The sequence below is a fragment of the Pseudomonas corni genome (assembly GCF_057128765.1).
Genome location: NZ_JBSKHW010000004.1, coordinates 95045 through 120047 on the forward strand (window position 1 = coordinate 95045; position 25003 = coordinate 120047).

The following is a 25003-nucleotide window of genomic DNA, read 5'->3' on the forward strand; positions in this document are numbered from 1 at the left end:
TAATTGTCAGGCCGGGGTTTGGACCTTGATGTTCGACAAGCCAAGCAACTCGGCCTGGCGCAGCACATCGTCCGGAGACGCATCGGCGTTAGGCATGTTCAGGCTGTTTTCGGAGTCGCCGAAATGCAACTGGATCAGGTGCATGGCGGCTTCTTCAGCAGAAAGTTGGGGCTGGCCCAAGTCGAAGCTATAGCTACGGGGGCTTTGCTCGAAGAGATAGGTGACGGTATGCAAAGGCATAAGGATTTCCTTGGTGAGACCACTTGAGGTACTTATCCTGACCAATCGGTCAGGTAAATGTTCAATGGCTCAACCCTCCAGCCTTTGTTCTCAGACACACGGCAGCCAGTTCACATCATCTGCATCAAGCCGCGGCAAGGCCTGTGGACTTGACTCGTGAGTTCGGGTCCGTTCGCAGGTATCGCAACCACACGGCGAATGCCTGTTGCTGGCGCAAATGCGCTTCATGCCATTCGGGACTACCCACTTGATCCAGGCCGATCAACATCATGGCCGTAGTAGCCCTATTGAGTTCGCCAAGCAGCTTTTGACTGTCCTGAGTAAGCATTTCAACGGGTTGCATAGACTGTCTCGATTTGACTGACAGTTAACAGACTGCAGATGTGTGCATTTGACTCAAACGAACGTATGTCTACTGACGAGCGGTAGCCAACAGCAAGACGTATTCGTAGGGTCGCAAGTGACCGGATGGCGGGAGATCCAGACCGTTCACACGGTGCTGAACCTAGCGCTGGACATGGGGAGAGTTTGCGACAGGCAATTTGCAGAATGCAGATTTCAGAAACGACTCAGGCGCTTCGGATTGCTCCGTAAGCGCCTGATTTGTATGGTGCCCCGAGCCGGAGTCGAACCGGCACATCCTTTCGGACGACGGATTTTAAGTCCGGTGTGTCTACCAATTTCACCATCAGGGCGGTAGCACTGGTTTGCGCCCCTGCGGCTTGCCAAGCAAGCGGCCTGCGCAACGAGGGGGGAATATATACATCCCTCCCCCTCGATGCAAGGGTCACGAACGGCTAAATGCGACGGAATATTCGAACTAAGCAACATAAAAAACCGCGATAAATCAGTGATCTACGAAGTAGGAACGCATGGCCGACTTGCCAGCAGTGGTGCCGAAACCGACATGTTGCCCTGAACGCACCCTGCATTATTGCCGGTAATTGCAAGCGGAAGAAATCAACCGAAGGCGTAAGCTCTTTTTGCCTAACAGGGTTAGAATGCGCACTAAACATATAATTCAACACATAACTATGCGTATTGTTGGACGTACTGCAGTACGCTCATGCTCTCGTACAAGGGGTCAATTATGGCAGCATTATTGGATCGCGCAGACCAAGCCATCTCCGTTACGGCGATGGTGAGAGGTTTCAGCGCGAAGCTTAAGGATATCTCAAACAGAACAACCGAACGGCTTGTCATTTTCAAAGACAACGAACCCGCTGCGGTGATTCTCAACGTGGACGCATACCAGGAACTATTGGACGAACTCGAAGAACTGAGGATTGAAGCCGTGGCCCGCGAGCGTCTTGCGAATTTTGATGAAGCCGACGCTATCCCGCATGACGCAATGCGTTCCAGGTACGCCCGCAAGGATTAATGAGGAGGATGAATGGTTTGGGATGTGATTTATCATCCGCAGGTTACGGAAGACCTGGATCAACTTGGCGCGGCTGCCGCCAACCGAATCCTTGATGTAATCGAGGAACGCATCGTTAAAGGCGAACCCGACAAGTGCGGAAAACCACTTCGCGCCAGCCTCGCGGGCTGTCGCAGGATCCGGACACGCGATACACGCATTGTTTATAAGGTCAATGGCAAGGCCATTCAGGTACTGATTATCTCGGTGGGTGCCCGACGTGATAAAGAGGTCTATGACGCCGCTGAGCGACGGGTTTAAGAAACGTGTGCGCGACCAACGGGCTGGTTCAGCGTAAAAGAGATTTGGATTAATTTATCCAAACATGGGAACAGCGTAGCAACTCCAGCCAAGCAATCCCCCCGGCGTTACACAATGTCGGGAGCAGTCGCTTGGCGCGTTTGTAGAAACGGGTTAGGCGCTACTGAGTCGAGGTGCGGAACACCTACTGAAAGTTGCGGAACACCTCACTTAAACCGAGGCAAAGAAAAAGCCCCTAAGACGTTGATCTTAGGGGCTTTTAAAGTGGAGGCCGAGGTCGGAATCGAACCGGCGTAAGCGGATTTGCAATCCGCGGCATAACCATTTTGCTACTCGGCCTCAAACATTCAATGCCCTGACTACTGACACCCAATGCATACAAACTTGGAGCGGGAAACGAGACTCGAACTCGCGACCCCGACCTTGGCAAGGTCGTGCTCTACCAACTGAGCTATTCCCGCTTCTTGGTGGCCGCCATTCTATAGATTCAAATGACGACGTCAACCCTTTGATTCAAAAACTTATTTCTCATCCGTCGTGGTTCGCAGATGCGGCCACGCGGCGCGCAAATATTGCACCATCGACCACAAGGTCAAGCCGGCAGCAATCATCAGCAGCACGTAACCCAATACCACCCAGAACGTAAACGCCGGAGGGTTGGCGAGCAAGATGACCAAGGCAATCATTTGTGCAGCAGTCTTCCACTTGCCCAGATTGGACACTGCAACCTGAGCGCGGGCGCCCAGTTCCGCCATCCATTCACGTAGCGCGGAGATAACAATTTCGCGGCCGATGATGACGGCAGCAGGCAACGTCAGCCAGAAATTAGCGTGCGCCTGAACCAGGAGCACCAATGCCACCGCCACCATGAGCTTGTCTGCCACAGGATCGAGAAACGCACCAAACGGGGTGCTTTGCTCAAGTCGGCGCGCCAGATATCCATCCAGCCAATCCGTCGCAGCAGCGAGGGCAAAGACTGAACTGGCCGCCATGTAGCTCCAGGTGTAAGGCAAATAAAACAGCAGAATGAAGATCGGAATCAGTAAGACACGTAAAACGGTGATCAGATTAGGGATATTCATCGGCACAACTGGCTACGAGGTGAGCGGGCATTCTACTCGCTGTGCAGGTTCGCATAAATCGACTCTGCGAGCTTTTTACTGATTCCCGGCGCTTTTGCGATTTCTTCGATACTGGCGCGGGACAATTCCTGCAATCCGCCAAAATGTTTAAGCAGATCGCGACGACGCGTAGGCCCTACCCCTGCAACACCTTCAAGCGTTGAAGTGCGCCGTGTCTTGCCGCGTCGGGCGCGGTGTCCGGTGATGGCAAAGCGGTGGGCCTCATCGCGGATCTGCTGAATCAGATGCAACGCAGGAGAATCGCCTTTCAAAGTAAATTCATGGGCGGCGTCATTCAGGTACAAGGTTTCAAAACCTGCCTTGCGCGTGGCGCCCTTGGCGATACCCAACAAAATAAGGTCCGGCACGGCCAGTTCGTTCATGACCTCCCGAGCCATGGACAGTTGTCCCTTGCCGCCGTCGACGATCAGGATGTCCGGCAACTTGCCTTCGCCGTCCTTTATCTTGCTGAAACGCCGGGTAAGCGCCTGGTGCATTGCCGCGTAATCGTCGCCGCCTGTTATGCCTTCGATGTTGTAACGACGGTAGTCGGATTTGATCGGCCCCTCAGGCCCGAACACTACGCATGATGCTACCGTCGCTTCGCCACTGGAGTGACTGATGTCGTAGCACTCAAGGCGCAACGGCGCCTCGTCGAGTTTTAGCACCTCAGCCAACGCCTCAAACCGCGCTGCCATGTGTTGTCGGTTCGCGAGTCTGGCACCTAATGCTTGCTCGGCATTGGTCACCGCCAATTGCTGCCAGCGGGCACGAGTTCCTCGCACACGGTGACTGATGGTCAATTCACGGCCGCGCGAGGTCTCGATTGCCTCGATCAATGCCGGGAAGTCCTCATTGACCACATTGACGATTATCTCACCCGGCAATTCACGGTCTGTCCCGCCCAGAAAATACTGCGCCAAAAACGCCGACATGACCTCGCCAACCTCCTCCTCGATGCCTACCTGGGGGAAGAAGTTCTTGCTGCCGAGCACACGCCCACCACGCACACTGATCAAATGCACGCACGCACCGCCGGGGTTGGTGAACGCTGCGACGACGTCAACGTCGCCGGTGCCGCCATCCATGCTTTGCTGATCCTGCACACGTCGCAGCAGGCCAATCTGGTCACGCAACTCGGCAGCGTGCTCAAAGTTGAGTTCCATGGCGGACTTTTCCATCAGCATGTTCAGCTCATCGGTCAGCGCATTGCTGCGGCCCTCGAGAAACATCACTGAGTGGCGAACATCTTCGGCATAGACCTGCGGCTCGACGAACCCGACGCAAGGCGCTTTGCAGCGCTTGATCTGATACTGCAGGCACGGTCTATTGCGGTTTTTGTAGAAACTGTCTTCGCACTGGCGCACCAGAAATGTCTTCTGCATCAAGCTCAGGCTTTCACGAATCGCGCCAGCGCTTGGGTACGGTCCGAAATAGCGGCCTTTGGCTTTTTTCGCTCCACGATGAATGCTCAAACGCGGGAACGGGCCGTCAGATAGGTGTACATAAGGATAAGATTTATCGTCACGCAGCAAAATATTGTACGGCGGACGTGATTCCTTGATCAGCGTCTGTTCCAGCAGCAACGCCTCTGTTTCATTGGCGGTGATGGTGGTTTCTATCTGCGCAATCCGCGCGACAAGGGCGCCAGTCTTCGGGGCGTGGCCGGTTTTTCGAAAATAACTGGCGAGGCGTTTTTTTAGATTCTTGGCTTTACCGACATAAAGCAGGCGCGCCTCTGCGTCGAACATCCGATACACACCAGGACGGCCGCTGCAGGTAGAAAGAAAAGCACTGGGATCGAACAATTGAGTCATTTCAGGCGCTGGCATCGACCATGCCGTGACGGACAGCCAACAAAGCCAGTTCGACATCACTGCCGATCGATAGCTTTTCAAAGATGCGGTAACGGTAGGTATTCACGGTTTTAGGAGAAAGGCACAGCTTGTCAGAAATCGTCTGCACTTTCTGGCAGCCGACGATCATGAGGGCAATCTGGATTTCCCGCTCGGATAACAGATCAAACGGAGAGTTGCTGGCTTGGGGCTGAAAAGACTTGAGCGCGAGCTGTTGGGCGATTTGCGGACTGATGTAACGCTGGCCCGCGAAAACCAGGCGAATGGCCTGAACCATTTCGGTCAGCCCTGCGCCTTTGGTCATGTAACCGGCGGCACCGGCCTGCAGCAGTCGGGTCGGAAACGGATCATCCTCACACACCGTCACTGCCACCACTTTTATATCGGGATGACTGATCAGCATTTTGCGAGTCGCTTCGAGACCGCCGATACCGGGCATCTTGACATCCATCAGCACGACGTCCGGCTTTAACTCCCGGGCCTTCTTGAGAGACTCCTCACCGGAATCGGCCTGACCAACAACCTGCAAACCTTCAATGTCGGCCAACATGCGCGTGATACCTGTCCGAACCAGATCGTGGTCATCGACAACGAGCACCCTTATCAAGCAGACACCTCACGAAACAATTTATGACGAATGCTCGTCACTTTAGCAAAAAAGAATGAGCGGGACCCGACTTGCTGCCAAGCCAGCGCTAAAGTTGTGAAACTCAGTGCTCATCCCGACAACCTATCACCATCGCACGCATCCTTCGCATATATCTTCGGGCCTGTGTCCTGTCAAAGCCCCGCGTCTAATCTTCTTCGACCGGTCTCTTCACCGCTGCATAAGGAGCCGAGAACTCGGCCAGCGTAGTGGTAAGACGGCGAATGGCGTCCTGGTCCTCTTTCTCCAACGACCGGTAACTGCCCAACACCCATTCCTCAACCTGACTCAGACGATTTAGCGGAACCGGGATGCGCCTGCCGGTTAGTACATAAAGAACGTCGACGCCACTACGAGCAACCGCTGCCAGATAATCAGCCTTGGGCATGCGATGACCGCTTTCATACTTTCCCTGTGCGTTGGCCTCGACACCGCCGATTTCACCGAACGCTTTTTGGGACAGTCCCAACCGATCGCGTTCTTCCCTAAGCCGAATGCCTATTCCACTCATTTGAATGCATAACCCTGTTGTCTCCATCCTTACGAATGGTAGAATCCGATAAAAATATACTGACTTGAACGGTTTTGAACTATGCCCGGAATCCGCACCGCAGCACAAGCCAAGGCCTGGCTGGAACAACAGGGGAAATCGGTTCAAGAGTTTGCTCGGGAAAATAACGTCGACCCGGCAACGACTTACCAGATTTTGTCGGGTCGCAAAAAAGGCCGTCGCGGAGAAGCCCATCGCGTCGCTGTGCTGTTGGGAATGAAAGTCGGAGTGATCATGGCGGCCGATGGCAGCCTTATTGAACTGCCTTCTGATTGATGGCTGAGTGAGTATCAAGCTCCCCAGCCGAGCGATCGTATTTGCGCTTACATCAACGGTTCAACGACTGCAGACCAATGCCCGTCGCAGTGTGTGGCTAAAAGTAAATAGTCGCCCTCGCCTTCCACCGCCCCAATCGGCTCGCCGTCGGTAGCCCATATGGCGCTCCTGCCCGCCGACTGCCAGCCTCCGGTTGGACCGCCGTGATTTGCCATCATGACCACGACTCCATGCTCCCGCGCATAGCCGGCAAGTAATTGGGTGTCAGCGCAGTATCCGTTTCGGGAAATCAACACGCTGGCTGCATATATATCCGCGCCGTTCGTTGCTGCTTGCAAGACGTGGCTGGCGTGACTGAAGTCAGCGCAAACGGCCAATGCAATCTGTTGCGAATCGATGCTCAGCATTGCGCCCCCCGTACCCGCAGTAAAGACTTGCTCTTCGCCCGAGTGCAGATGTTGCTTGGTATAAACACCAGTTTGCCCGCCCTTACCGAAGATCAACGCAGCGATGAAAATGTCGGCGCCCCGATTTGCGAGAAGCGGCGCGCCCATCACCGTCACCATCGCGTCCTGCGCTGCGAAGTCGCGCAGTGGCTGCATACGGACGTCATCAGCATTCATGGCCAGGTCACGGGCCAGTCCTGGCTCATAGCCCGTTAACGACAGTTCGGGAAACAACAGAAACTCCACGCCTCGCGCCGCAGCCTGATGCATGAAACGCAAGTGCTTTTGCACATTGGCGTGAACGTCGCCCGCCACGACCTGGATCTGCGCAACCGCGTAAGTAGTGACGCTCATTGAAGATCGCTTCCCATGATTTCCCAAAGGCAATGCCCTGGCTGCCGGAATGGTCGCGGCTACTGTACTGTTTTTGTCCCTTGATTCCGATGTGCAAAATGTCGTTGGGGCACCAGCGCAGGACACTCAATAGCATTTATTGATATTTCCAATTGAACACAGTTGCCGCCGTGAAGTAAGCTCGCCTGCACTCAACGGAGACGAACCATGTTGCCTTCCACCCCCTCTCAGCTATGCCGCACTGCCTACGCCTCGCGTCCGGTTGCGCAGATGGCTGCGTTGGATGCGAGCCAACCGGGCAACTCCCGCGTTTCTTATTTTTATGGGTATTGGTTTAGCCACTGGCGCGCCTGATACCCATCCGGCGCCCACTGTTAAGGGGACGCCAACCAGAGAATTCTCTACCCCCGGTCGGCTACCCGATCGGGGGTTTTGTTTTTTTAAGCCCCGCAAAAATTGCCAAATGCAACCTGACCATCATTGAGGATCACCACATGAACAACCGCCGCTATTACCGCAACGACATCGACTTCGCCTGGCGATTTAGCAACCTGCGCTCGGGCCAGCCAGCCGCCTCCGAACGCTCAATGAAAGGTGGCAGCCGCACATCCACAGCCAATCCGGCTAATTGTCGAACACCCCAGTAGGCCCGCGCGGGAATGCCCCCCGCCGGCCAGGAAGCCAGAACATGAATTCGTCCGTCGCCACCAAAAGCCTGTCAGACATTGCGTCCAGCCCTGTGACCTTGCTTGACAGCATCCCCGCTCCACAGCGCTTGCCCAGCCCGTCGCACCTCAAGCACCAGTTGCCGCTGGATGCATCGCTGACCCAGCAAGTAGACGCACACCGCCAGTCGGTCCGCGCAATCCTCAACGGTGAAGACTCCCGCTTGCTGGTCATCGTTGGTCCCTGCTCAATCCATGACCCCCAATCTGCTCTGGAATACGCCCAACGCCTGGCTGAACTGGCGGCCGAAGTCAGCGACCAAATGCTGCTGGTCATGCGTGCTTACGTTGAAAAACCCCGAACCACAGTGGGCTGGAAAGGCCTGGCCTACGATCCGCATCTGGATGGCAGCGACGACATGGTGGGTGGCCTCACCCTGTCCCGTCACCTGATGCGCGAAATGCTGCGGCTGGGCCTGCCCGTCGCCACAGAACTGCTGCAACCGATGGCAGCGGGCTACTTCGACGACCTGTTGAGCTGGGTAGCCATTGGGGCGCGCACCACCGAATCACAAATCCACCGGGAAATGGCCAGCGGCCTGATGATGCCGGTTGGATTCAAGAACGGCACCGACGGCGGAATCGCCGTGGCCTGTGACGCGATTCGCTCGGCGGCCCATCCCCATCGCCACTTCGGTGTTGATCGCCAGGGGCATTCGGCAATCATCGAGACCCAAGGTAACCCGGACACTCATATCGTGTTGCGCGGCGGTCATGCCGGCCCGAACTACGATCGGCAAAGCGTCGCCCAAGTCAACGCCAGCCTGCTGAAAAACCGCACGGCGGCGCGAATCATGGTTGATTGCAGTCACGCCAACAGCGGCAAAAACCCTCTACGCCAGCCGGCCGTATTCAACGATGTACTTGAACAGCGCCTACAGGGCGACGACAGCCTGATCGGCATGATGCTGGAAAGTCACTTATTTGAAGGATGCCAGCCGGTAAGCGACTCGATGCGCTACGGCGTATCGGTGACCGACGGCTGCCTGGGTTGGGACGGCACCGAGCACTTGCTCCGCACAGCGGTGACCAAATTGCGCTACAGGTAACAACTGGAAATGGGAAGCCGGCCAACGATGCGTGGCCGGCTACTGTTTCGAGCGTCACCGACGGCTGAGCAGTGCGCTGCCTTTATAGACAGGGTGTGTGAGAAACAATCCGCCATTGACGAAGACGCCCCCGGATCGCGCTGTCATCCCCTGCCCCGAAGCCCGAATCTGCAGACCGGACAGCGTATTCAACCCAACGCAAACATGCGCGCGGATCTACAACTCCCCGCTTAACCCGCCATTTAATTTATTCACGACCTCGATATCGTCATCGCCCCGCAACCTGCCCGGATCTTTTCATGCACACGGAAGTGACGACCAAATACCCTATTTTTCTGGTCCATGGCCTTTTTGGCTTTGACCGCATTGGCTCTTACAACATGTTTTACGGCATCCAGGAGGCGCTGGAAAAAGCCGGGTGCCGAGTGCATGTGCCAGCCATCTCCAGCGTCCACGACAACGAAAAACGCGGTGAGCAGTTGCTTGAGCAAATCGAGCGCTTTCTGGAAAGGACCGGTTTTACCAAGGTCAACCTGTTCGGTCATAGCCAAGGCGCGTTGACTTCGCGCTACGTAGCTGCCCACCGGCCTGATGTGGTTGCTTCGGTAACCTCCATCAGTGGCCCTAATCATGGCTCCGAGGTCGCAGACCGCGTGCGAGCGGCCCTTGAACCTGGCGCATTGCCGGAAAAAGTCGCCGCCCCCTTGATCAAAGGCTTCTCGCAGTTCCTGGCATTGCTCAGTGGCGATCAGTCTTTGCCACAAGATCCGATCGCAGCCCTCGACGCGCTGACCACGGCGGGCGTCAGCGCCTTTAACGTCAAATACCCCCAGGGATTACCCGCAATCTGGGGCAAAAGCGGCCCGGAATGGGTCGACGGCGTCGGTTACTACTCGTGGAGCGGCTGTATTGGCGGCAACCTGCTAAGAGAGGGCAAGAACGCCCTCGATCCCCTGCACCTGGCGTGCCGAAGCCTCGCGCTATTGTTTGAAAGAGAAAAGGACTTCAATGATGGTCTCGTCGGGCGACTGAGTTCGCACTTGGGTTACGTGATCAAATCCGATTATCCGATGGACCACATGGACACGATCAACCAAAGCGCAGCAGTCGTGCGCACTGACATCGACCCAGTTGCGCTCTATATCGAGCACGCTGTAAGGCTCAGCGGTAAAGGCCTGTAGCACCAATGGCCATTGGCCGAAGCGAGGAACGGTCAGGAACTTTATTGGAAAAAACCTTCCTTAATCCGGTAGGCTCTTCTTTTTTTCACAGGAGTAACACTCAAATGGCCAAAGCTACTGCCCGCCACATCCTCGTTTCCAGCGAAGAGAAGTGCAACGAACTCAAAGCTCAGATCGAAGGCGGCGCTGATTTTGCCGAGGTTGCAAAGTCCAATTCCAGCTGCCCTTCCAGCCGTCAAGGTGGCGACCTGGGATCGTTTGGTCCAGGCCAGATGGTAAAAGAATTCGATACCGTGGTATTCAGCGCACCGGTGAACGTCGTTCAAGGCCCGGTCAAGACCCAATTCGGTTATCACCTGCTTGAAGTGACCAGCCGCCAGGATTAATGCCTCGCACCGCTCGTCTAAAACGGCCCGCTTTTATAGCGGGCCGTTTTGTTTTCGTCGCAGCTATTAAGGAAGGGGCGATTGCGGCAAAGAAATTGCTTCGTTTTGGCGCATATCCCCGCTGATCGAGCATTGCGGACCAAAAGCCGGCAGCGACACTATGTCGATCTTCATATTCAGCACGCATCATGCGGTTACAACCGACCCTTGAAATCCGGTACCTTGGCACCAGAGGTAACGAACAAGAACAGTGGCCCGGGTAATCATTACCCGCCCGAGACTCTCAACCCTGATGCTTGGCTTCGGGCATCAGTCAGGATTCGTTTAATGCGTTTTGTTTTTTCATCGCTGATGGTTGCAACGCTGGCCCTTGTCTCGGGTTTTCAATCCTTGTCCGCCGCCCCCCAACACGCATTAACCGTCTACGGAGAAGCTCCCCGCTACCCTGCAAATTTCCAGCACTTTGATTACGTCAATCCGGACGCCCCAAAAGGCGGCAGCATGAGGCGCTCAGCGCTGGAAATCGGTCAGTTCGACCACATCATGCCGTACCTCGATAAAGGCACGGGCGTGTCCCAGGTCAATGGGCTCCTTTATTCTCCCCTGGCTGTGCGTTCGCTGGACGAGCCCTATACCGTTTACGGCCTGGTTGCCGAGAAGATGGAACGCGCGGCTGACGGCATGTCGCTGCGATTTTTTCTTAATCCGAAAGCACGCTTTGCCGATGACACGCCTATCACCGCCGATGACGTGCGTTTCACCTACAACCTGCTGATGACCCAGGGCAGCCTTTCCTACCGAACCGAGTTCGAGGACGTCAAAAGCGTGGAGGTCGAATCACCGACCCAGATACGCTTTGATTTCAAGAGCAACCAGAGCCGCACCCTGCCGCTGGATCTGGCGTCATTGCCGGTCTTCCCCGAACACTTCTGGAAAACCCGTGATTTCGCCGACGCCGGCAATTTTGAAGCCCCTGTCGGCAGCGGCCCGTACCGCATAGGGAAGGTCGATCCCGGACGCAGTATCACGTTCGAGCGCAACCCGGACTGGTGGGGCAAGGATTTGCCGGTAGCGCGCGGGCTGTACAACTTCGACCACTTCAACGTCGAGTACTTCGGTGATATCGACGTAGCGCGTCAGGTGTTGCGCGGCGGCGGTTATGACTACAACCGTGAGTTCTCGGCCACCGGTTATTCCATAGGCTACGCCGGTGATGCGCTGACCGAAGGCCGCTTGCAGCGGGCGCATCTTGCCAAGGGCGCGGTGCAAAGCTCCCAGGGTTTCGTGTTCAATCTGGACCGCAAGAAATTCCAGGATCGCCGGGTACGCCAGGCATTGGCGATGCTGTGGGACTTCGAGTGGACCAACAAGCAGATGATGCGCAACGTCTACATCCGCCAGAGCAGCTATTTCTCCAACAGCGATCTGGCGGCCACGCAACTGCCGACCGAATCGGAACTGAAAATCCTTGAGCCATTGCGCGGGCAGATCCCGCCTGAAGTGTTCACCACTGTCTTCGAAACACCCAAAACCGATGGCACCGGGTTCATCCGCGACAAGCAGTTGCAGGCCTTGGCCCTGCTCGAAGAAGCTGGCTGGATGCCCAAGGGCGACCAGTTGGTCAACGCCGACGGCGAGCCGTTGAGTTTCACTTTCCTGAACGGCCAGAGCGGTTTCGAGAAGATCCTGCTGCCGTACAAACGCAATCTGGCGCAGATCGGCATCGATTTCGAGATTCGTCGCATCGACTCAGCCCAGTACCTGAACCGCGTCATGGCCAGGGACTACGACATGATCGTGACCGGCTACAACGTATCGACCTCGCCGGGGGTGGAGCTATACAACAGTTTCGGCTCCAAAGTGGCGAAAGACCCGGGCTCCAGCAACTACATGGTGCTGCAGGACCCCGCCATCGACACCCTGATCAACGGCCTGGCCACGGCCGACAACAAACCGGCGATGGTCGACTACGCCCACGCGCTGGATCGGGTCATGCAGTGGGGTTATTACTGGATTCCCAACTACTACCCGCCGGGCTCGTCGACGGTCTGGTGGAACCGTTTCGGCATTCCGAAAGTGCAAGCCAGCAACAGCGAAGCCATCGACACCTGGTGGGAAGTCAGCCCGCAAGCGCTGACCAACGAGCAGTTCGCCAAACAACGTGGCGCCTCGGCCATTCCCACGGAGGTGAAGTAATGCTCGGTTACCTGTTGCGGCGCCTGCTGCTGATCATCCCTACGCTGTTCGCCATCCTGCTGGTGAATTTCTTTATCGTTCAGGCAGCGCCCGGCGGTCCGGTTGAGCAAGCCATCGCCAAGCTGCAAGGGGTGGCGGGCGGTTCCATCGGCGCCGGTCATACCGAAACCATGAACGCCGGGCAATCCCGCGCCAGTCGCGGGCTAGACCCCAAGCTCATTGAAGACATCAAGCACCAATACGGTTTTGACAAGCCGTTGCATGAGCGCCTGTGGCTGATGCTCACCAGCTACGCGCGGCTGGACTTCGGCAACAGCTTTTTCCGGGGCGCCAAGGTCACAGACCTCATCTTGCAGAAGATGCCGGTGTCGATTTCCCTCGGGCTGTGGGCGACGCTGATTACCTATCTGGTGTCGATCCCGCTGGGCATACGCAAGGCGGTGAAACACGGCAGCCATTTTGATATCTGGACCAGTACCGCCATCATTATCGGCTACGCAATGCCGGCGTTTCTGTTTGCCATGTTGCTGGTGGTGGTGTTCGCCGGCGGCACGTCGCTGAACTGGTTTCCGGTGCGCGGTCTGGTGTCGGAGAACTTCGATCAACTGAGCACCGTGGGCAAGATTGCCGACTACTTCTGGCACCTGGTATTGCCGGTCATGTCACTGGTGATTGGTGGTTTTGCGACGTTGACCATTCTCACCAAGAACTCCTTTCTGAATGAAGTCACGCGCCAATACGTGGTGACGGCGCGGGCCAAGGGCCTGAGCGAACGCCGCGTGTTGTACGGCCATGTGTTTCGCAACGCCATGCTGCTAGTGGTCGCTGGCATCCCCCAGGCATTCATTAGCGTGTTTTTCGCAGGCTCGCTGTTGATCGAGGTGATCTTCTCCCTCGATGGCCTGGGGCGCATGAGTTATGAGGCGGCGGTGTCGCGGGACTATCCAGTGGTGTTCGGCTCGCTGTTCATTTTCACCCTGTTCGGTCTGCTTATTAAGCTGGTAGGCGACATCTGCTACACCCTGGTCGATCCCCGAATTGACTTCAGCGCGAGGAACGTTTGATGCGCAGACTGTCTCCGGTGGCTCGCCGACGTTTCGAGCGCTTCCGTAACAACCGCCGCGGCTGGTGGTCACTGTGGCTGTTCTGTGGCCTGTTTCTGATCAGCCTGGGCGGCGAGTTGATCGCCAACGACAAACCGTTGGTGCTCAGTTATCAACACTCGTTGTACTTCCCTGCCTTCAAGCGCTACACCGAGCAGGAGTTCGGCGGGCAACTGCCCTTCCAGCCTGATTACCGCAGCGATTACGTGCAGAAACTGATCGAAAAAGGCGATGGCTGGATGCTGTTCCCGCCGATTCCGTTCAGTGACGACACGCCCAACTATGAGCTGAACAAACCGGCGCCAAGTCCGCCGTCCTCGGTGAACTGGCTGGGCACCGACGACCAGGCCCGCGACGTGCTGGCCCGGGTGATTTTCGGCTCGCGCGTGTCGATCCTGTTTGCCTTGGCACTGACCGTCATCAGTGCGCTGATCGGCATCGCCGCCGGCGCTTTACAGGGCTATTACGGTGGCTGGGTGGACCTGCTTGGCCAGCGCCTGCTGGAAGTCTGGTCCGGGCTGCCGGTGCTGTACCTGCTGATCATCCTGTCGGGCTTCGTCGAGCCCAACTTTTGGTGGCTGTTGGGGATCATGGCGCTATTTTCATGGCTAGCGCTGGTGGACGTGGTGCGCGCCGAGTTCCTGCGCGGCCGAAATCTGGAGTACGTCAAAGCTGCCCGAGCGCTGGGGCTCAATGACCGCAAAGTGATCATGCGGCACATTTTGCCTAACGCCATGAACGCGACCTTGAGCTATCTGCCGTTCATTCTGACCGGCGCGATATCGACACTGACGGCGCTGGATTTTCTCGGTTTCGGCATGCCGGCTGGTAGCGCTTCATTGGGCGAGCTGATCGGCCAGGGCAAGCAGAACCTGCAAGCGCCATGGCTGGGCCTTACCGCTTTTTTCACCTTGGCGCTGATACTGTCGCTGCTGGTTTTCATAGGCGAGGCGCTGCGTGATGCCTTCGACCCGAGGTCCTGACATGTCTGAGCACTTGATTGAAATACGTGACCTGTCGGTGTCCTTCAGCGGCAATACCGTGGTCAAAAACCTGAGCCTGGATATCCCGGCGGGCGAATGCCTGGCGCTGGTGGGCGAATCAGGCTCCGGCAAGTCGGTGACGGCGCACTCGATCCTGCAACTGTTGCCCCAGGCGGGCACGGTCAGCACCGGCAGCATTCTCTATCGCGGTCAGGAACTACTCGGCGCCGACGGCAAGGTGCTGCGGGAGATTCGCGGCAATCAGATCGCGATGATCTTTCAGGAGCCGATGACCTCGCTCAACCCACTGCACACCGTGTCCAAGCAGATCGGCGAAACCCTGCTGCTACACAAGGGCATGACCGGACGCGCGGCGCAAAAACGCATCCTCGAACTGCTCGAACTGGTGGGCATCCAGAATGCCAAGAAACGCCTGAAAGCCTATCCTCATGAGCTTTCCGGCGGACAGCGGCAACGGGTGATGATCGCCATGGCCCTGGCCTGCGAGCCGGAACTGCTGATTGCCGACGAGCCGACCACCGCGCTCGACGTCACTGTTCAGCGCAAAATCCTGCTGCTGCTTAAAGAGCTGCAACAACGGCTGAACATGTCGCTGTTGTTGATCAGCCATGATTTGAATCTGGTGCACAGCATCGCCCAGCGTGTGTGTGTGATGCGTGCCGGTGAAATCGTCGAACAGTCCAATTGCCATTTATTGTTCAAAAACCCGCAACACCCTTATAGCCAATTGTTGCTGGATGCCGAGCCTGCGGGCGAACCACTGCCCCGCGACACCCGCGAGAAAGTGCTCGAAGTCGATAATCTGCGGGTCTGGTTTTCCATGGGCGGCGGGATTTTCCGCCGTCATCAGGAATACCTGAAGGCGGTGGATGACATCAGCCTGAGCATCGAGCGCGGGAAAACCCTGGGTATCGTCGGAGAGTCCGGTTCGGGCAAATCGACACTTGGTCAGGCAATCCTGCGCTTGCTGGAATCACGTGGCAGTATTCGGTTCAAGGGCCAGTCGCTGGACACCCTGACCCAGAAGCAAATGCGCCCTTGGCGCAAACAGATGCAAGTGGTGTTTCAAGACCCGTATGGCAGCCTCAGCCCACGCATGTCGGTGGCGCAAATCATCAGCGAAGGGCTGGAGGTGCACAGCGAACTGGACAAGGTCTGCTGCGAAAACGAGGTCATTCGTGTACTGGAAGAAGTCGGGATCGACCCTATGAGTCGGCACCGATACCCCCATGAGTTTTCCGGCGGTCAGCGGCAACGTATCGCGATCGCCCGTGCGCTGGTGCTCAAACCTGCCCTGATCCTGCTGGATGAACCCACTTCTGCACTGGACCGTACCGTGCAGAAGCAGGTGGTTGCGCTGTTGCGCCAATTGCAGGAAAAGCACGGCCTGACGTATCTGTTTATCAGCCACGATCTCGCGGTGGTCCGGGCCTTGGCCCATGACCTGATCGTGGTCAAGGACGGCAAGGTGGTCGAGCGCGGCGCCAGCCATGATGTGTTCGATGCACCGCAGCATCCCTACACCCGGGAGTTACTGGCAGCGGCGCACCCAGGTTTCAACTGAGTCAACACCGCAGTCTGCGCGGCCAGATGCCGAAAAGCGTTACGACGGAACAGTGCATGAAAGACAGTGACAGCCTCAAGGATTACCGACGCGTACGTCGGCTTGCGATCCATTCGCTGTTCGAAATCATCGAGCAGTCCAGTGAAGGTACTGTAATCGTCGACAAGGAAGCCCGGATCGTCTGGATCAACGAACGCTACGCGCGGCGTTTTGGTCTGGAAGACGCCAGCCTGGCGGTGGGGCAGCCCTGCGAGAAGGTCATCCCCGGCAGTCTGCTGCGTCAGGTCGCCCGCGATGGACAGCCGATATTGCTGGACATGATGGACACCGCCAAAGACCCGCTGGTGGTTATGCGCCTGCCCATCCATGACGACGTGGGCGGGGTGATCGGCGCCATCGGCTTTGCGCTGTTCGATGAGCTGCACGCCCTCTCCCCGCTGCTCAAACGTTATCTGAGCATGCAGCAGGAACTGGCCTCGACCCGATCGCTGCTGCGTGCGCGCCAAGCCAAATACAGCTTCGCGCACTTCATTGGCACCAGCGCGCCGAGCCTTGAGGTCAAACGGCGGGCGCGCCGCAGTGCCAGTGCCGACTCGCCGGTGCTGCTGCTCGGCGAAACCGGCACCGGTAAAGAGCTGCTGGCCCATGCCATCCATAACGCGTCGCCCCGTGCAGGCAAGCCTTTTGTCAGCATCAACAGTGCGGCGATCCCGGAATCTCTGCTGGAAGCGGAATTTTTCGGCACCGCGCCTGGCGCCTTTACCGGGGCCGAGCGCAAGGGCCGTCACGGCAAATTGCACCTGGCAGAAGGCGGCACCTTGTTTCTCGACGAGATCGGCGACATGCCCCTGCCGTTGCAAAGCAAGTTGCTGCGGGTGTTGCAGGAAAAGGAATACGAGCCTGTCGGCTCCAACGAGATGGTCAGGAGCGATATCCGCCTGATCGCGGCGACGTCCACGGACCTTGAGGCCGCGATCAAACGTGGTGAGTTTCGGGCTGACTTGTTTTACCGCTTGAGCGTGCTGCCGATTCAGGTCCCGCCCCTGCGCGAGCGCCTGGACGATTTGCCCGCGTTGAGCGAAGCGATCCTTGAAGATCTGCGCAGCCAGCATGAGCTTGAACCTGCAGCGCTGCGGATGCTCGGACAGCACGCCTGGCCTGGCAACATCCGTGAACTGCGCAATGTGCTGGAACGGGCCGCGCTGCTCAGCGATGACCTGCTGCTCGATGCCCATGAAATCCGCGCAGCGATCGGTACGTTGGTGCCGGTGGAAACCACCAGGCCCAAGCCCGACGAGCCTGGCTGTGTGGAAACCTACACCGAGGCCCGACAGCGTTTTGATCGGGCATTGATTCAATCCACGCTTGCCCAGTGCGACGGCAATGTCATCCTTGCGGCCCAGCAGTTGGGGCTCGGGCGCTCTACGCTGTACAAGAAGATGGCCGTGCTGGGGATTGTTGAGTCTCAGTAAAGAGACTCATATCTATTTATTGAGACGGGTACGTGCTGGGGCCATACATAAGGCCTGTAGGAGCTGACGAGCCGCCGAAGGCTGCGATTGCAGTGTGTCAGACATATTGCATCGCAGCCTTCGGCAGCTCGTCAGCTCCTACAAGGCGCCTGCGTTGGCAGAGGCATCTCCATTTCGAGACGAATAACCAAGCAAGACGGGCTAATTTCGAATAAGTGCCGATAAATCAACCACTTACCTCTCTGGCACGAATTTCGCTAACGCTTTACTAGCGGCTCGACCGCACCTAAAAACAATAAAAAGGAGACACTCAATGAGTGTGATCATTGCCTTGGCAGCGCTGACACTGCTGATGATGGCTGCGTACCGTGGTTACAGCGTTATTCTTTTTGCACCCATCGCCGCCCTCGGCGCGGTGTTGCTGACCGATCCTTCTGCCGTTGCGCCCGCCTTCACCGGGGTGTTCATGGACAAGATGGTGGGGTTCGTCAAACTCTACTTCCCTGTTTTCCTGCTCGGCGCAGTGTTCGGCAAGCTGATCGAACTGTCCGGCTTTTCGCGCTCTATCGTCGCGGCGGCGATCCGTTTGCTCGGCACCAAACAGGCCATGCTGGTGATCGTACTGGTCTGCGCATTGCTGACTTACGGCGGCGTCTCATTGTTCGTGGTGGTGTTCGCGGTCTACCCGTTCGCGGCGGAGATGTTCCGCCAGAGCAATATCCCCAAGCGGCTGATTCCCGCCACCATCGCTCTCGGCGCATTCTCGTTCACCATGGACGCCCTGCCCGGCACCCCGCAAATCCAGAACATCATCCCCTCGACCTTCTTCAACACCACGGCGTGGGCCGCGCCATGGCTGGGTCTGATCGGGACGATCTTCGTGTTCTGCGCCGGCATGCTGTTTCTCCAGCGCCAGCGCAACAAGGCGCAACGCGCCGGCGAAGGCTACGGCACCGAGTTGCGCAACGAGCCCGATACGCCAGAAGACATCCAGTTGCCCAACCCGTGGATTGCCCTGGCGCCGCTGTTGCTGGTCGGCATCATGAACCTGCTGTTCACTCACTGGATTCCCCAGTGGTACGGCAAAACCCACACCCTCTCACTGCCGGGCATGGCCGCGCCGGTGCAGACGGAAATCGGCAAAATTACTGCCATCTGGGCCGTTGAAGCGGCGTTGCTGGTGGGCATCTTGTTCGTGCTGGTGTTCGCCTTCAACGCGGTGCGCACCAAGCTTGCCGAAGGCAGTAAAAGTGCCGTCAGTGGCGCATTATTGGCGGCCATGAACACCGCGTCGGAATACGGTTTTGGCGCAGTGATCGCTTCCCTGCCCGGCTTTCTGGTGTTGGCGGACGGCTTGAAGAGCATCCCCAACCCGCTGGTCAACGAAGCGATCACTGTGACATTGCTGGCCGGTATCACCGGTTCCGCCTCGGGCGGAATGAGCATTGCACTGGCGGCGATGTCCGACAGCTTCATTGCCGCCGCCAACGCGGCCAACATCCCGATGGAAGTCCTGCACCGCGTGGCGGCCATGGCCAGCGGCGGCATGGACACGCTGCCGCACAACGGCGCGGTGATCACCTTGCTGGCGGTCACTGGGCTGACCCACCGCGAGGCCTACAAGGACATTTTCAGCATCACCATCATCAAGACCCTGGCGGTCTTTGTGGTGATCGGCACCTTCTATGCAACCGGCATCGTATGAGGAATCGAACATGAGTCTGCAGGGCAAAACCGCACTGGTCACGGGTTCCACCAGCGGCATCGGCCTGGGCATCGCGCTGAGCCTGGCCAAGGCCGGGGCCAATCTGGTGCTTAACGGTTTCGGTGACGCTTCGGCAGTCATCGAGCAAGTAAAACAGCACGGCGGCGGCAAGGTCGGGCATCACCCCGCCGACGTCAGTGACGTGGCGCAGATCGCCGACATGATCGCCTACGCCGAGCGCGAGTTCGGCGGCGTCGACATTCTAGTGAACAACGCCGGTATCCAGCACGTTGATGCGGTGGAAGATTTTCCGGTAGAAAGCTGGGACAAGATCATCGCGATCAATCTGTCGTCGGTGTTTCACAGCACCCGCCTCGCCCTGCCTGGCATGCGCGCCAAAGGCTGGGGCCGGATCATTAATATTGCTTCTGTGCATGGGTTGGTGGGTTCTACCGGGAAAGCGGCTTATGTGGCCGCCAAGCATGGCGTGATCGGCCTGACCAAAGTCGTCGGCCTGGAAACGGCCACCAGCAACGTCACCTGCAACGCGATCTGCCCCGGCTGGGTGCTGACGCCGCTGGTGCAGAAGCAGATCGATGATCGCGGCGCCGAGACCGGTGATCTCGAACAGGCGAAAACCGATTTGCTGGCCGAGAAGCAGCCTTCGCTTGAGTTCGTCACGCCGTCGCAGCTGGGCGAGTTGACGTTGTTTCTGTGCAGCGAAGCCGGCGCGCAGGTGCGGGGCGCGGCGTGGAATATTGATGGAGGGTGGTTGGCTCGATAGGCGCCCAATCGGTGTTTTCAGGGGGCACCCCCTGTAGGAGCGAATTCATTCGCGAGACGGCAGATCGGGACTCACCCGTACAACCGCCTCGCCAACAAGTTGGCTCCTACAGGATATGTCCTGCGCTCAATCACTTGAAATCCCGGCTCCGCACGTCCAGCCCGGTCAGCAGTGGCGTAAGGTCAAACAGCCGTTGGGCGATGACGTGGCGCACGCCTTTCTGGTACTCGAACTTGCCGAACACCTGCATCAATTGCGAACCCACCAGCACTTTTCTCTGACGCTCGGCCAAGTCCAGCCACACCACCACGTTGAGCATGCCGTGCTCGTCTTCCAACGTGACGAAGGTCACTCCACTCGCGGTTCCCGGCCGTTGCCGCCCGACCACCAGGCCTGCGACATTGACCGTGCAGCCATGTTCCAGCGTCAGCAAATCCTTGGAGCTGCGAAAGCGCTTGGCCGCCAGTTTGCCGCGCAACAAGGCCATCGGGTGCGGGCCCAGTGTGGTGCCGAGGGTCTGGTAATCGGCCACCAGATCCTGCGCGACACTGGGAAGCGGCAGCGCCACTTGCGGTTCAGCGGAGGTGCATTGATCGGTGAACAGCGGTCGCTGCGCCTCGACCCCGGCGATTTCCCAACGCGCCCTATGACGATGGCCGATCAAGCCCCGCAGCGCACCAGAGTCGGCCAAGGATTCGCGCGCGCGATTGTCCAGACTGGCTCGCAGGCACAGGTCAGTGGCGTCGCTGAATGACTGGACAGCGCGCACGGCTTCGATACGTTTGGCGTCTTCCTCGCGAAAGCCACGGATCATGCGCAGGCCCATTCTGATCGCCAGATTCTGGTTGTATTCCGCGCTTTGAACCGGCTCCAGCGAGCAATCCCAGTCGCTATAACGCACGTCCACCGGGCGGATTTCAATGTGGTGGCGTCGTGCGTCCTGAAGCAGTTGATCGGGGCTGTAGAAACCCATCGGCCAACTGTTTATCAGCGCGCAGGTGAACGCCGCCGGTTCATGGCATTTGAGCCAGCAACTGGCGTAGGTCAGCAGCGCAAAACTTGCGGCGTGGGACTCGGGAAACCCATAGCTGCCAAAGCCCTTGATCTGCTCGAAAATCCGCGTAATGAAGTCTTGGGAATAACCTTTTTCGGCCATCCGCGCACCAAGCCGGATGCGATGGGGCTCCAGCCCGCCATGGCGTTTCCAGGCGGCCATGGAACGGCGCAACTGATCGGCTTCGCCGGGGGAGTAATCGGCGGCGACGATCGCCAGTTGCATGACCTGCTCCTGAAACAGCGGGATGCCCAGGGTTCGTTCGAACACGGCCTTGAGTTCTTCGGAGGGATACGTCACCTCCTCCTCGCCCATGCGCCGCCGCAGATACGGATGCACCATGCCGCCCTGGATCGGTCCCGGCCGGACAATGGCCACTTCGATCACCAGGTCGTAAAAGGTTTTGGGCTGCAGGCGCGGCAGCATCGACATCTGCGCACGGGATTCGATCTGGAACACGCCGATGGTGTCGGCGCGACTGATCATCTCGTAAGTCGGTTTGTCCTCCTGCGGGACAGTCGCCAGGGTCCAGTGGGTCTGGCGATGCAGCTGCACCAGATCGAAGGTGCGGCGTATCGCCGTGAGCATGCCCAACGCCAGAATGTCGACCTTGAGCAGTCCGACCAGATCCAGATCGTCCTTGTCCCACTGAATGATCGTGCGATCGGCCATCGCCGCGTTTTCCACGGGCACCAGAGTGTGCAGCGGATGCTCGGAAATCACGAAACCTCCGGGGTGCTGCGACAGGTGCCGGGGGAAGCCGATCAACTCACCAGTCAGCGTCATCACCCGGCGCAGGATCGGGCTGTCCGGATCGAAGCCGCACTCGCGCAGACGTTCGGCGGGCGGCATCGAATCGCTCCAGCGGCTGAAGCAATCGGCCAGCGCGTTGATCTGATCAGGCGGCAAGCCCAGCACTTTCGCCACGTCCCTGACGGCGCCAGCCCCGTGATAAGTGCTGGCTACCGCCGTCAGCGCTGCCCTGCCCCGGCCATAACGACGAAACACGTATTGCAGGACTTCTTCCCGGCGCTCGTGCTCGAAATCCACATCGATGTCCGGTGGCTCGTTACGCTCGGTGGAAATGAACCGCTCGAATAGCAAGTTGCTGGTTTCCGGGTCCAGCTCGGTGATGCGCAGGGCGAAACACACTGAAGAGTTGGCCGCCGAGCCCCGGCCCTGACACAAAATCCCGCGCTCACGGGCGAAGGCGACGATGTCCTGCACCGTGAGGAAGTAGCTTTCGTACTTCATCTGGGCGATGACTTTCAGCTCTTTTTCAAGGTTGGCCCGAGCTGTGGTCGGGACGCCCTCGGGCCAGCGAAAACGTGCGCCCTCCTCGGTCAGTTGGCGCAGCCATGAACTTGCGGTGTGATCCTTGGGCACCAGTTCATGGGGGTACTCATAGCGAAGCTGGCTTAAATCGAAGGTACAGCGCCCGGCAATGCGCAGGGTTTCGGCCAGCAAGTGCGAGGGGTATACGTCCGCCAACATGGAGAGTGGACGCAGATGCCGCTCGCCATTGGCAAACAATCGATGGCCCGCTTCAGCGACGGTGGTGTGATGCCGGATTGCGGTCATGGTGTCTTGCAGGGCGCGGCGACCACGAGCATGCATGTGTACATCGCCACAGGCTACGGCAGGAATGTCTGCCTCACGGGCGAGTGTTAGCAAGTGCGCGAGACGCTTTTCATCGTCCGGCCCACGATGCAGCTCGACGCTGAGCCACGCACTGTCGGGAAATATCCCACCCAGCCATTGGCCCTGCTCACCCAGCGTGGCGGCGTCTTCCTGCAAGTCCGGCACCCACAACGCCAGCAACCCGCTCATGGGGGTTTTGAAATCCTCGCGTAGCAGCCGGTACTCGCCCTTTTTCACCCGACGACGCGCCTGAGTGATCAGCCCGCACAGGGTCTGATAGCCCGTCAGGTTTTCCACCAGCAGCACCACTTTCGGGCCCTGGTCGATGCTCATTTCGCTGCCGATGATCAGCGGCAGTTCGGCATCCTTCGACGCCTGCCAGGCCCGCACGATGCCGGCCAGCGTGCATTCGTCGGTAATCGCCAGCGCCTGATAGCCGTGCAGTTTCGCCCGTTCGAACAGCTCCTTGGCGCTGGAGGCTCCGCGCTGGAAACTGAAGTTGGACAGGCAATGCAGCTCCGCATATTCGCCGCTCATGCAAACCAGCCGTGCAGCAACAGGCCGCTGTCGTCACCCACCGGGCGATAGGCCCAGGCGCGCTGACCGGAGCGGGTTTCGATGAGGAAATAATCGCGCCGCACATCCCCGCCGTCCCACCAGCCGGACTCGATGCGCTCGGGACCTGCCAGCACCCGGACGCTGGATTCGTGCAGCGGCTCAGGCTCACGCAACAGCCAGCCGGGGCGCGGGACAAAGGGCGCGGGGCTGGTGGTCTTGCTGATCAGGCCCGGCTGCCACGCACATTCGGGACGATGATCGGCATGGGCGCGCAAGCCGCTGACCGCTTCATCCCCCAGCCGCGCGCGCAGACGTTCGCGCAGCTGCTCCCACGGCAACGATTGTTGCGGGCGCTCGTCGAACAGCTCGCGGTGGGTGGGCACGAAGGCCGGCAGATCCCGAGCGTGCAGGCGCATGGCGCGCACCGGCGCTGGCACCTGAATCTGCTCCAGTCGCCCACGCGCCAGTTCAAATAGCATGTTCACTTCACGCTCGGCGCTGAGCAATCCGATCGGCACCAGGGTGTCCGGCACAGCACCGGTCACACTCGGCACATGCTCCAGATGAATGATGAAGCGCTGCACGCCGCTGTCGCGCCCGGCCAGAAACGCAGCCAGATCGGAAATCAGACGTTTGAGCGGAAACAGCAGCGCCTGATGGGATTCCACGTCGAAATTGAGCTCGAGGCGGATGTCGAAAAAGTCCGGTGGCAGGTAGCACTCCAGCGCCACAGGCCTGCGCCCGACCAGGGTGTCCAGATGTTGCAACACCTGCGCCGGAAAGCGTCGGGCCAGGGTTTCCCGAGGTAATGCCAGCACTTGCCGCAACGTGTGCAAGCCCATGCGCGCAAAAGCGGTGGAGGCCTCGCGGCTCAGGCCAATGCGGTTGACCGGCATCTGCTCGATGATCTGCAGCAGGCTGTCATTACAGGTCACCGACAGCCCGTCGTGACCATTGGCGAGCATGCGCGCCGCCACCGGATTGGGCGCCACGACGATACGGTGAGTGAAACCCAGAGCGGTCAGTTCATGGCGCAGACGTGCTTCAAACACCGGCCATGGGCCGAACAGACCCAGGCTTGATTCAATCTCCATCAGCAACACCCGTGGGTATTTCAGGCTGACCTGAGAGCTGAATCGGTAGGCCCAGGCAGCCAATAACCGATGCCAGCGCTCGGTGTCGGCGGGCTCGTATTCGACCGTGTCGAAGCCATGGGTCATGGCGTGGGCGGCGGTCAATGACTGACCCGGACGCAGACCCAGTTCGCGAGCCGCTGCGTTAACGGTCTGCAACACACGCCGCTGGGCCGTGCCGCTGATCAGCGCCAGCGGTTGTTCAGGATCGGCGCGACGACGCAAAACGCCGTCCAGCGCCAGTTGCGGCAACAGGACACAGGCCCAGAGCATAGGAA

23 protein-coding genes and 3 tRNA genes are annotated in these 25003 nt (G+C 58.4%); 14 read left to right on the plus strand and 12 right to left on the minus strand.

The genetic code is table 11. The features are described 5' to 3' along the window. Window positions 1-6: 6 nt before the first annotated feature. The 3 genes from ACWKV9_RS09230 to ACWKV9_RS09240 all read right to left on the minus strand — a co-directional run bounded on the left by ACWKV9_RS09230 (window position 7) and on the right by ACWKV9_RS09240 (window position 935). Window positions 7-240, minus strand: coding sequence for a hypothetical protein (locus ACWKV9_RS09230; protein ID WP_483835800.1), 234 nt, complete (start codon window positions 238-240; stop codon window positions 7-9). A gap of 124 nt (window positions 241-364) precedes the next feature. Next, on the minus strand, window positions 365-583 hold the full coding sequence (locus ACWKV9_RS09235; RefSeq protein ID WP_483835801.1) for a hypothetical protein: 219 nt from the start codon (window positions 581-583) through the stop codon (window positions 365-367). A gap of 265 nt (window positions 584-848) precedes the next feature. After that, a tRNA-Leu gene (locus ACWKV9_RS09240) sits at window positions 849-935 on the minus strand. Between the two features lie 395 nt (window positions 936-1330). On the opposite strand from ACWKV9_RS09240, the gene ACWKV9_RS09245 reads away from it, so the two are divergent. Together ACWKV9_RS09245 and ACWKV9_RS09250 are read left to right on the plus strand one after the other, a co-directional pair. Then, a complete protein-coding gene (locus ACWKV9_RS09245) occupies window positions 1331-1621 on the plus strand; it encodes a type II toxin-antitoxin system Phd/YefM family antitoxin (protein WP_483835802.1) in 291 nt (96 codons plus the stop codon). 12 nt (window positions 1622-1633) lie between these two features. After that, on the plus strand, window positions 1634-1921 hold the full coding sequence (locus ACWKV9_RS09250) for a type II toxin-antitoxin system RelE family toxin (protein ID WP_483835803.1): 288 nt from the start codon (window positions 1634-1636) through the stop codon (window positions 1919-1921). Between the two features lie 265 nt (window positions 1922-2186). Here ACWKV9_RS09250 and ACWKV9_RS09255 read toward each other — a convergent pair. The 6 genes from ACWKV9_RS09255 to ACWKV9_RS09280 all read right to left on the minus strand — a co-directional run bounded on the left by ACWKV9_RS09255 (window position 2187) and on the right by ACWKV9_RS09280 (window position 6055). Further along, window positions 2187-2260 (minus strand) — tRNA-Cys (locus tag ACWKV9_RS09255). A gap of 46 nt (window positions 2261-2306) precedes the next feature. Continuing rightward, window positions 2307-2382, minus strand: a tRNA-Gly gene (locus ACWKV9_RS09260). A 60-nt stretch (window positions 2383-2442) separates the two neighbouring features. Further along, window positions 2443-3003 carry a CDP-diacylglycerol--glycerol-3-phosphate 3-phosphatidyltransferase gene (gene pgsA, locus ACWKV9_RS09265; protein WP_483835804.1) on the minus strand — a complete coding sequence of 187 codons (561 nt, stop codon included), beginning with the start codon at window positions 3001-3003 and terminating at the stop codon, window positions 2443-2445. 32 nt (window positions 3004-3035) lie between these two features. Then, window positions 3036-4859 (minus strand): excinuclease ABC subunit UvrC, encoded by a 1824-nt coding sequence (gene uvrC / locus ACWKV9_RS09270; protein WP_483835981.1) that lies wholly within the window; start codon window positions 4857-4859, stop codon window positions 3036-3038. A 1-nt stretch (window position 4860) separates the two neighbouring features. Then, window positions 4861-5505: a response regulator transcription factor GacA gene (gacA, locus tag ACWKV9_RS09275; RefSeq protein WP_483835805.1), complete on the minus strand. Its 645-nt coding sequence runs from the start codon at window positions 5503-5505 to the stop codon at window positions 4861-4863. A 187-nt stretch (window positions 5506-5692) separates the two neighbouring features. Beyond that, window positions 5693-6055, minus strand: a complete 363-nt coding sequence (locus ACWKV9_RS09280) for a helix-turn-helix domain-containing protein (protein ID WP_483835806.1) — start codon at window positions 6053-6055, stop codon at window positions 5693-5695. An 81-nt stretch (window positions 6056-6136) separates the two neighbouring features. Between ACWKV9_RS09280 and ACWKV9_RS09285 the strand changes: the two genes are divergently transcribed. After that, a complete protein-coding gene (locus ACWKV9_RS09285) occupies window positions 6137-6370 on the plus strand; it encodes a DNA-binding protein (protein WP_483835807.1) in 234 nt (77 codons plus the stop codon). Window positions 6371-6417: 47 nt separating this feature from the next. Here ACWKV9_RS09285 and ACWKV9_RS09290 read toward each other — a convergent pair whose 3' ends face one another. Continuing rightward, a complete protein-coding gene (locus tag ACWKV9_RS09290; RefSeq protein ID WP_483835808.1) occupies window positions 6418-7170 on the minus strand; it encodes a carbon-nitrogen hydrolase family protein in 753 nt (250 codons plus the stop codon). 494 nt (window positions 7171-7664) lie between these two features. On the opposite strand from ACWKV9_RS09290, the gene ACWKV9_RS09295 reads away from it, so the two are divergent. From ACWKV9_RS09295 to ACWKV9_RS09345, 11 genes are all read left to right on the plus strand, one after another. Next, the gene (locus ACWKV9_RS09295) at window positions 7665-7817 is read left to right on the plus strand and encodes a hypothetical protein (RefSeq protein ID WP_483835809.1); all 153 of its coding nucleotides are present in this window, start codon (window positions 7665-7667) and stop codon (window positions 7815-7817) included. A 41-nt stretch (window positions 7818-7858) separates the two neighbouring features. Next, on the plus strand, window positions 7859-8944 hold the full coding sequence (locus ACWKV9_RS09300; RefSeq protein WP_483835810.1) for a 3-deoxy-7-phosphoheptulonate synthase: 1086 nt from the start codon (window positions 7859-7861) through the stop codon (window positions 8942-8944). Between the two features lie 299 nt (window positions 8945-9243). Next, a complete protein-coding gene (locus ACWKV9_RS09305) occupies window positions 9244-10125 on the plus strand; it encodes a lipase family alpha/beta hydrolase (protein WP_483835811.1) in 882 nt (293 codons plus the stop codon). A 104-nt stretch (window positions 10126-10229) separates the two neighbouring features. Beyond that, a complete protein-coding gene (locus tag ACWKV9_RS09310; protein WP_027898593.1) occupies window positions 10230-10511 on the plus strand; it encodes a peptidylprolyl isomerase in 282 nt (93 codons plus the stop codon). A gap of 327 nt (window positions 10512-10838) precedes the next feature. After that, the gene (locus ACWKV9_RS09315; protein WP_483835812.1) at window positions 10839-12707 is read left to right on the plus strand and encodes an extracellular solute-binding protein; all 1869 of its coding nucleotides are present in this window, start codon (window positions 10839-10841) and stop codon (window positions 12705-12707) included. Continuing rightward, window positions 12707-13771, plus strand: a complete 1065-nt coding sequence (locus tag ACWKV9_RS09320; protein WP_483835813.1) for a microcin C ABC transporter permease YejB — start codon at window positions 12707-12709, stop codon at window positions 13769-13771. The genes ACWKV9_RS09315 and ACWKV9_RS09320 overlap by 1 nt, the downstream gene beginning before the upstream one ends. Continuing rightward, window positions 13771-14793 carry an ABC transporter permease gene (locus tag ACWKV9_RS09325; protein WP_483835814.1) on the plus strand — a complete coding sequence of 341 codons (1023 nt, stop codon included), beginning with the start codon at window positions 13771-13773 and terminating at the stop codon, window positions 14791-14793. The genes ACWKV9_RS09320 and ACWKV9_RS09325 overlap by 1 nt, the downstream gene beginning before the upstream one ends. Before the next feature lies 1 nt (window position 14794). After that, a complete protein-coding gene (locus tag ACWKV9_RS09330) occupies window positions 14795-16378 on the plus strand; it encodes an ABC transporter ATP-binding protein (RefSeq protein WP_483835815.1) in 1584 nt (527 codons plus the stop codon). A gap of 56 nt (window positions 16379-16434) precedes the next feature. Beyond that, complete coding sequence (locus tag ACWKV9_RS09335; protein ID WP_483835816.1) at window positions 16435-17850, plus strand: sigma-54 interaction domain-containing protein; 1416 nt, start codon at window positions 16435-16437, stop codon at window positions 17848-17850. A gap of 313 nt (window positions 17851-18163) precedes the next feature. Beyond that, window positions 18164-19555, plus strand: coding sequence for a GntP family permease (locus ACWKV9_RS09340; protein WP_483835817.1), 1392 nt, complete (start codon window positions 18164-18166; stop codon window positions 19553-19555). A 10-nt stretch (window positions 19556-19565) separates the two neighbouring features. Next, window positions 19566-20339 carry a 3-hydroxybutyrate dehydrogenase gene (locus ACWKV9_RS09345; protein WP_483835818.1) on the plus strand — a complete coding sequence of 258 codons (774 nt, stop codon included), beginning with the start codon at window positions 19566-19568 and terminating at the stop codon, window positions 20337-20339. A 130-nt stretch (window positions 20340-20469) separates the two neighbouring features. Here the strand turns inward: ACWKV9_RS09345 and ACWKV9_RS09350 are convergent, their stop codons facing one another. Beyond that, complete coding sequence (locus ACWKV9_RS09350) at window positions 20470-23571, minus strand: error-prone DNA polymerase (RefSeq protein ID WP_483835819.1); 3102 nt, start codon at window positions 23569-23571, stop codon at window positions 20470-20472. Further along, window positions 23568-24998 (minus strand): Y-family DNA polymerase, encoded by a 1431-nt coding sequence (locus tag ACWKV9_RS09355; RefSeq protein WP_483835820.1) that lies wholly within the window; start codon window positions 24996-24998, stop codon window positions 23568-23570. The genes ACWKV9_RS09350 and ACWKV9_RS09355 overlap by 4 nt, the downstream gene beginning before the upstream one ends. Window positions 24999-25003: the final 5 nt, after the last annotated feature.

Coding starts and splice junctions, on each gene's coding strand:
- ACWKV9_RS09250 (WP_483835803.1), top strand. CDS start 1,634: ATGGTTTGGGATGTGATTTATCATCCGCAGGTTACGGAAGACCTGGAT.
- ACWKV9_RS09300 (WP_483835810.1), top strand. CDS start 7,859: ATGAATTCGTCCGTCGCCACCAAAAGCCTGTCAGACATTGCGTCCAGC.
- ACWKV9_RS09310 (WP_027898593.1), top strand. CDS start 10,230: ATGGCCAAAGCTACTGCCCGCCACATCCTCGTTTCCAGCGAAGAGAAG.
- ACWKV9_RS09285 (WP_483835807.1), top strand. CDS start 6,137: ATGCCCGGAATCCGCACCGCAGCACAAGCCAAGGCCTGGCTGGAACAA.
- ACWKV9_RS09345 (WP_483835818.1), top strand. CDS start 19,566: ATGAGTCTGCAGGGCAAAACCGCACTGGTCACGGGTTCCACCAGCGGC.
- ACWKV9_RS09335 (WP_483835816.1), top strand. CDS start 16,435: ATGAAAGACAGTGACAGCCTCAAGGATTACCGACGCGTACGTCGGCTT.
- ACWKV9_RS09325 (WP_483835814.1), top strand. CDS start 13,771: ATGCGCAGACTGTCTCCGGTGGCTCGCCGACGTTTCGAGCGCTTCCGT.
- ACWKV9_RS09290 (WP_483835808.1), bottom strand. CDS start 7,170: ATGAGCGTCACTACTTACGCGGTTGCGCAGATCCAGGTCGTGGCGGGC.
- ACWKV9_RS09340 (WP_483835817.1), top strand. CDS start 18,164: ATGAGTGTGATCATTGCCTTGGCAGCGCTGACACTGCTGATGATGGCT.
- pgsA (WP_483835804.1), bottom strand. CDS start 3,003: ATGAATATCCCTAATCTGATCACCGTTTTACGTGTCTTACTGATTCCG.
- ACWKV9_RS09280 (WP_483835806.1), bottom strand. CDS start 6,055: ATGAGTGGAATAGGCATTCGGCTTAGGGAAGAACGCGATCGGTTGGGA.
- ACWKV9_RS09245 (WP_483835802.1), top strand. CDS start 1,331: ATGGCAGCATTATTGGATCGCGCAGACCAAGCCATCTCCGTTACGGCG.
- ACWKV9_RS09330 (WP_483835815.1), top strand. CDS start 14,795: ATGTCTGAGCACTTGATTGAAATACGTGACCTGTCGGTGTCCTTCAGC.
- ACWKV9_RS09315 (WP_483835812.1), top strand. CDS start 10,839: ATGCGTTTTGTTTTTTCATCGCTGATGGTTGCAACGCTGGCCCTTGTC.
- ACWKV9_RS09355 (WP_483835820.1), bottom strand. CDS start 24,998: ATGCTCTGGGCCTGTGTCCTGTTGCCGCAACTGGCGCTGGACGGCGTT.
- ACWKV9_RS09350 (WP_483835819.1), bottom strand. CDS start 23,571: ATGAGCGGCGAATATGCGGAGCTGCATTGCCTGTCCAACTTCAGTTTC.
- ACWKV9_RS09305 (WP_483835811.1), top strand. CDS start 9,244: ATGCACACGGAAGTGACGACCAAATACCCTATTTTTCTGGTCCATGGC.
- ACWKV9_RS09235 (WP_483835801.1), bottom strand. CDS start 583: ATGCAACCCGTTGAAATGCTTACTCAGGACAGTCAAAAGCTGCTTGGC.
- ACWKV9_RS09295 (WP_483835809.1), top strand. CDS start 7,665: ATGAACAACCGCCGCTATTACCGCAACGACATCGACTTCGCCTGGCGA.
- ACWKV9_RS09320 (WP_483835813.1), top strand. CDS start 12,707: ATGCTCGGTTACCTGTTGCGGCGCCTGCTGCTGATCATCCCTACGCTG.
- ACWKV9_RS09230 (WP_483835800.1), bottom strand. CDS start 240: ATGCCTTTGCATACCGTCACCTATCTCTTCGAGCAAAGCCCCCGTAGC.
- uvrC (WP_483835981.1), bottom strand. CDS start 4,859: ATGACTCAATTGTTCGATCCCAGTGCTTTTCTTTCTACCTGCAGCGGC.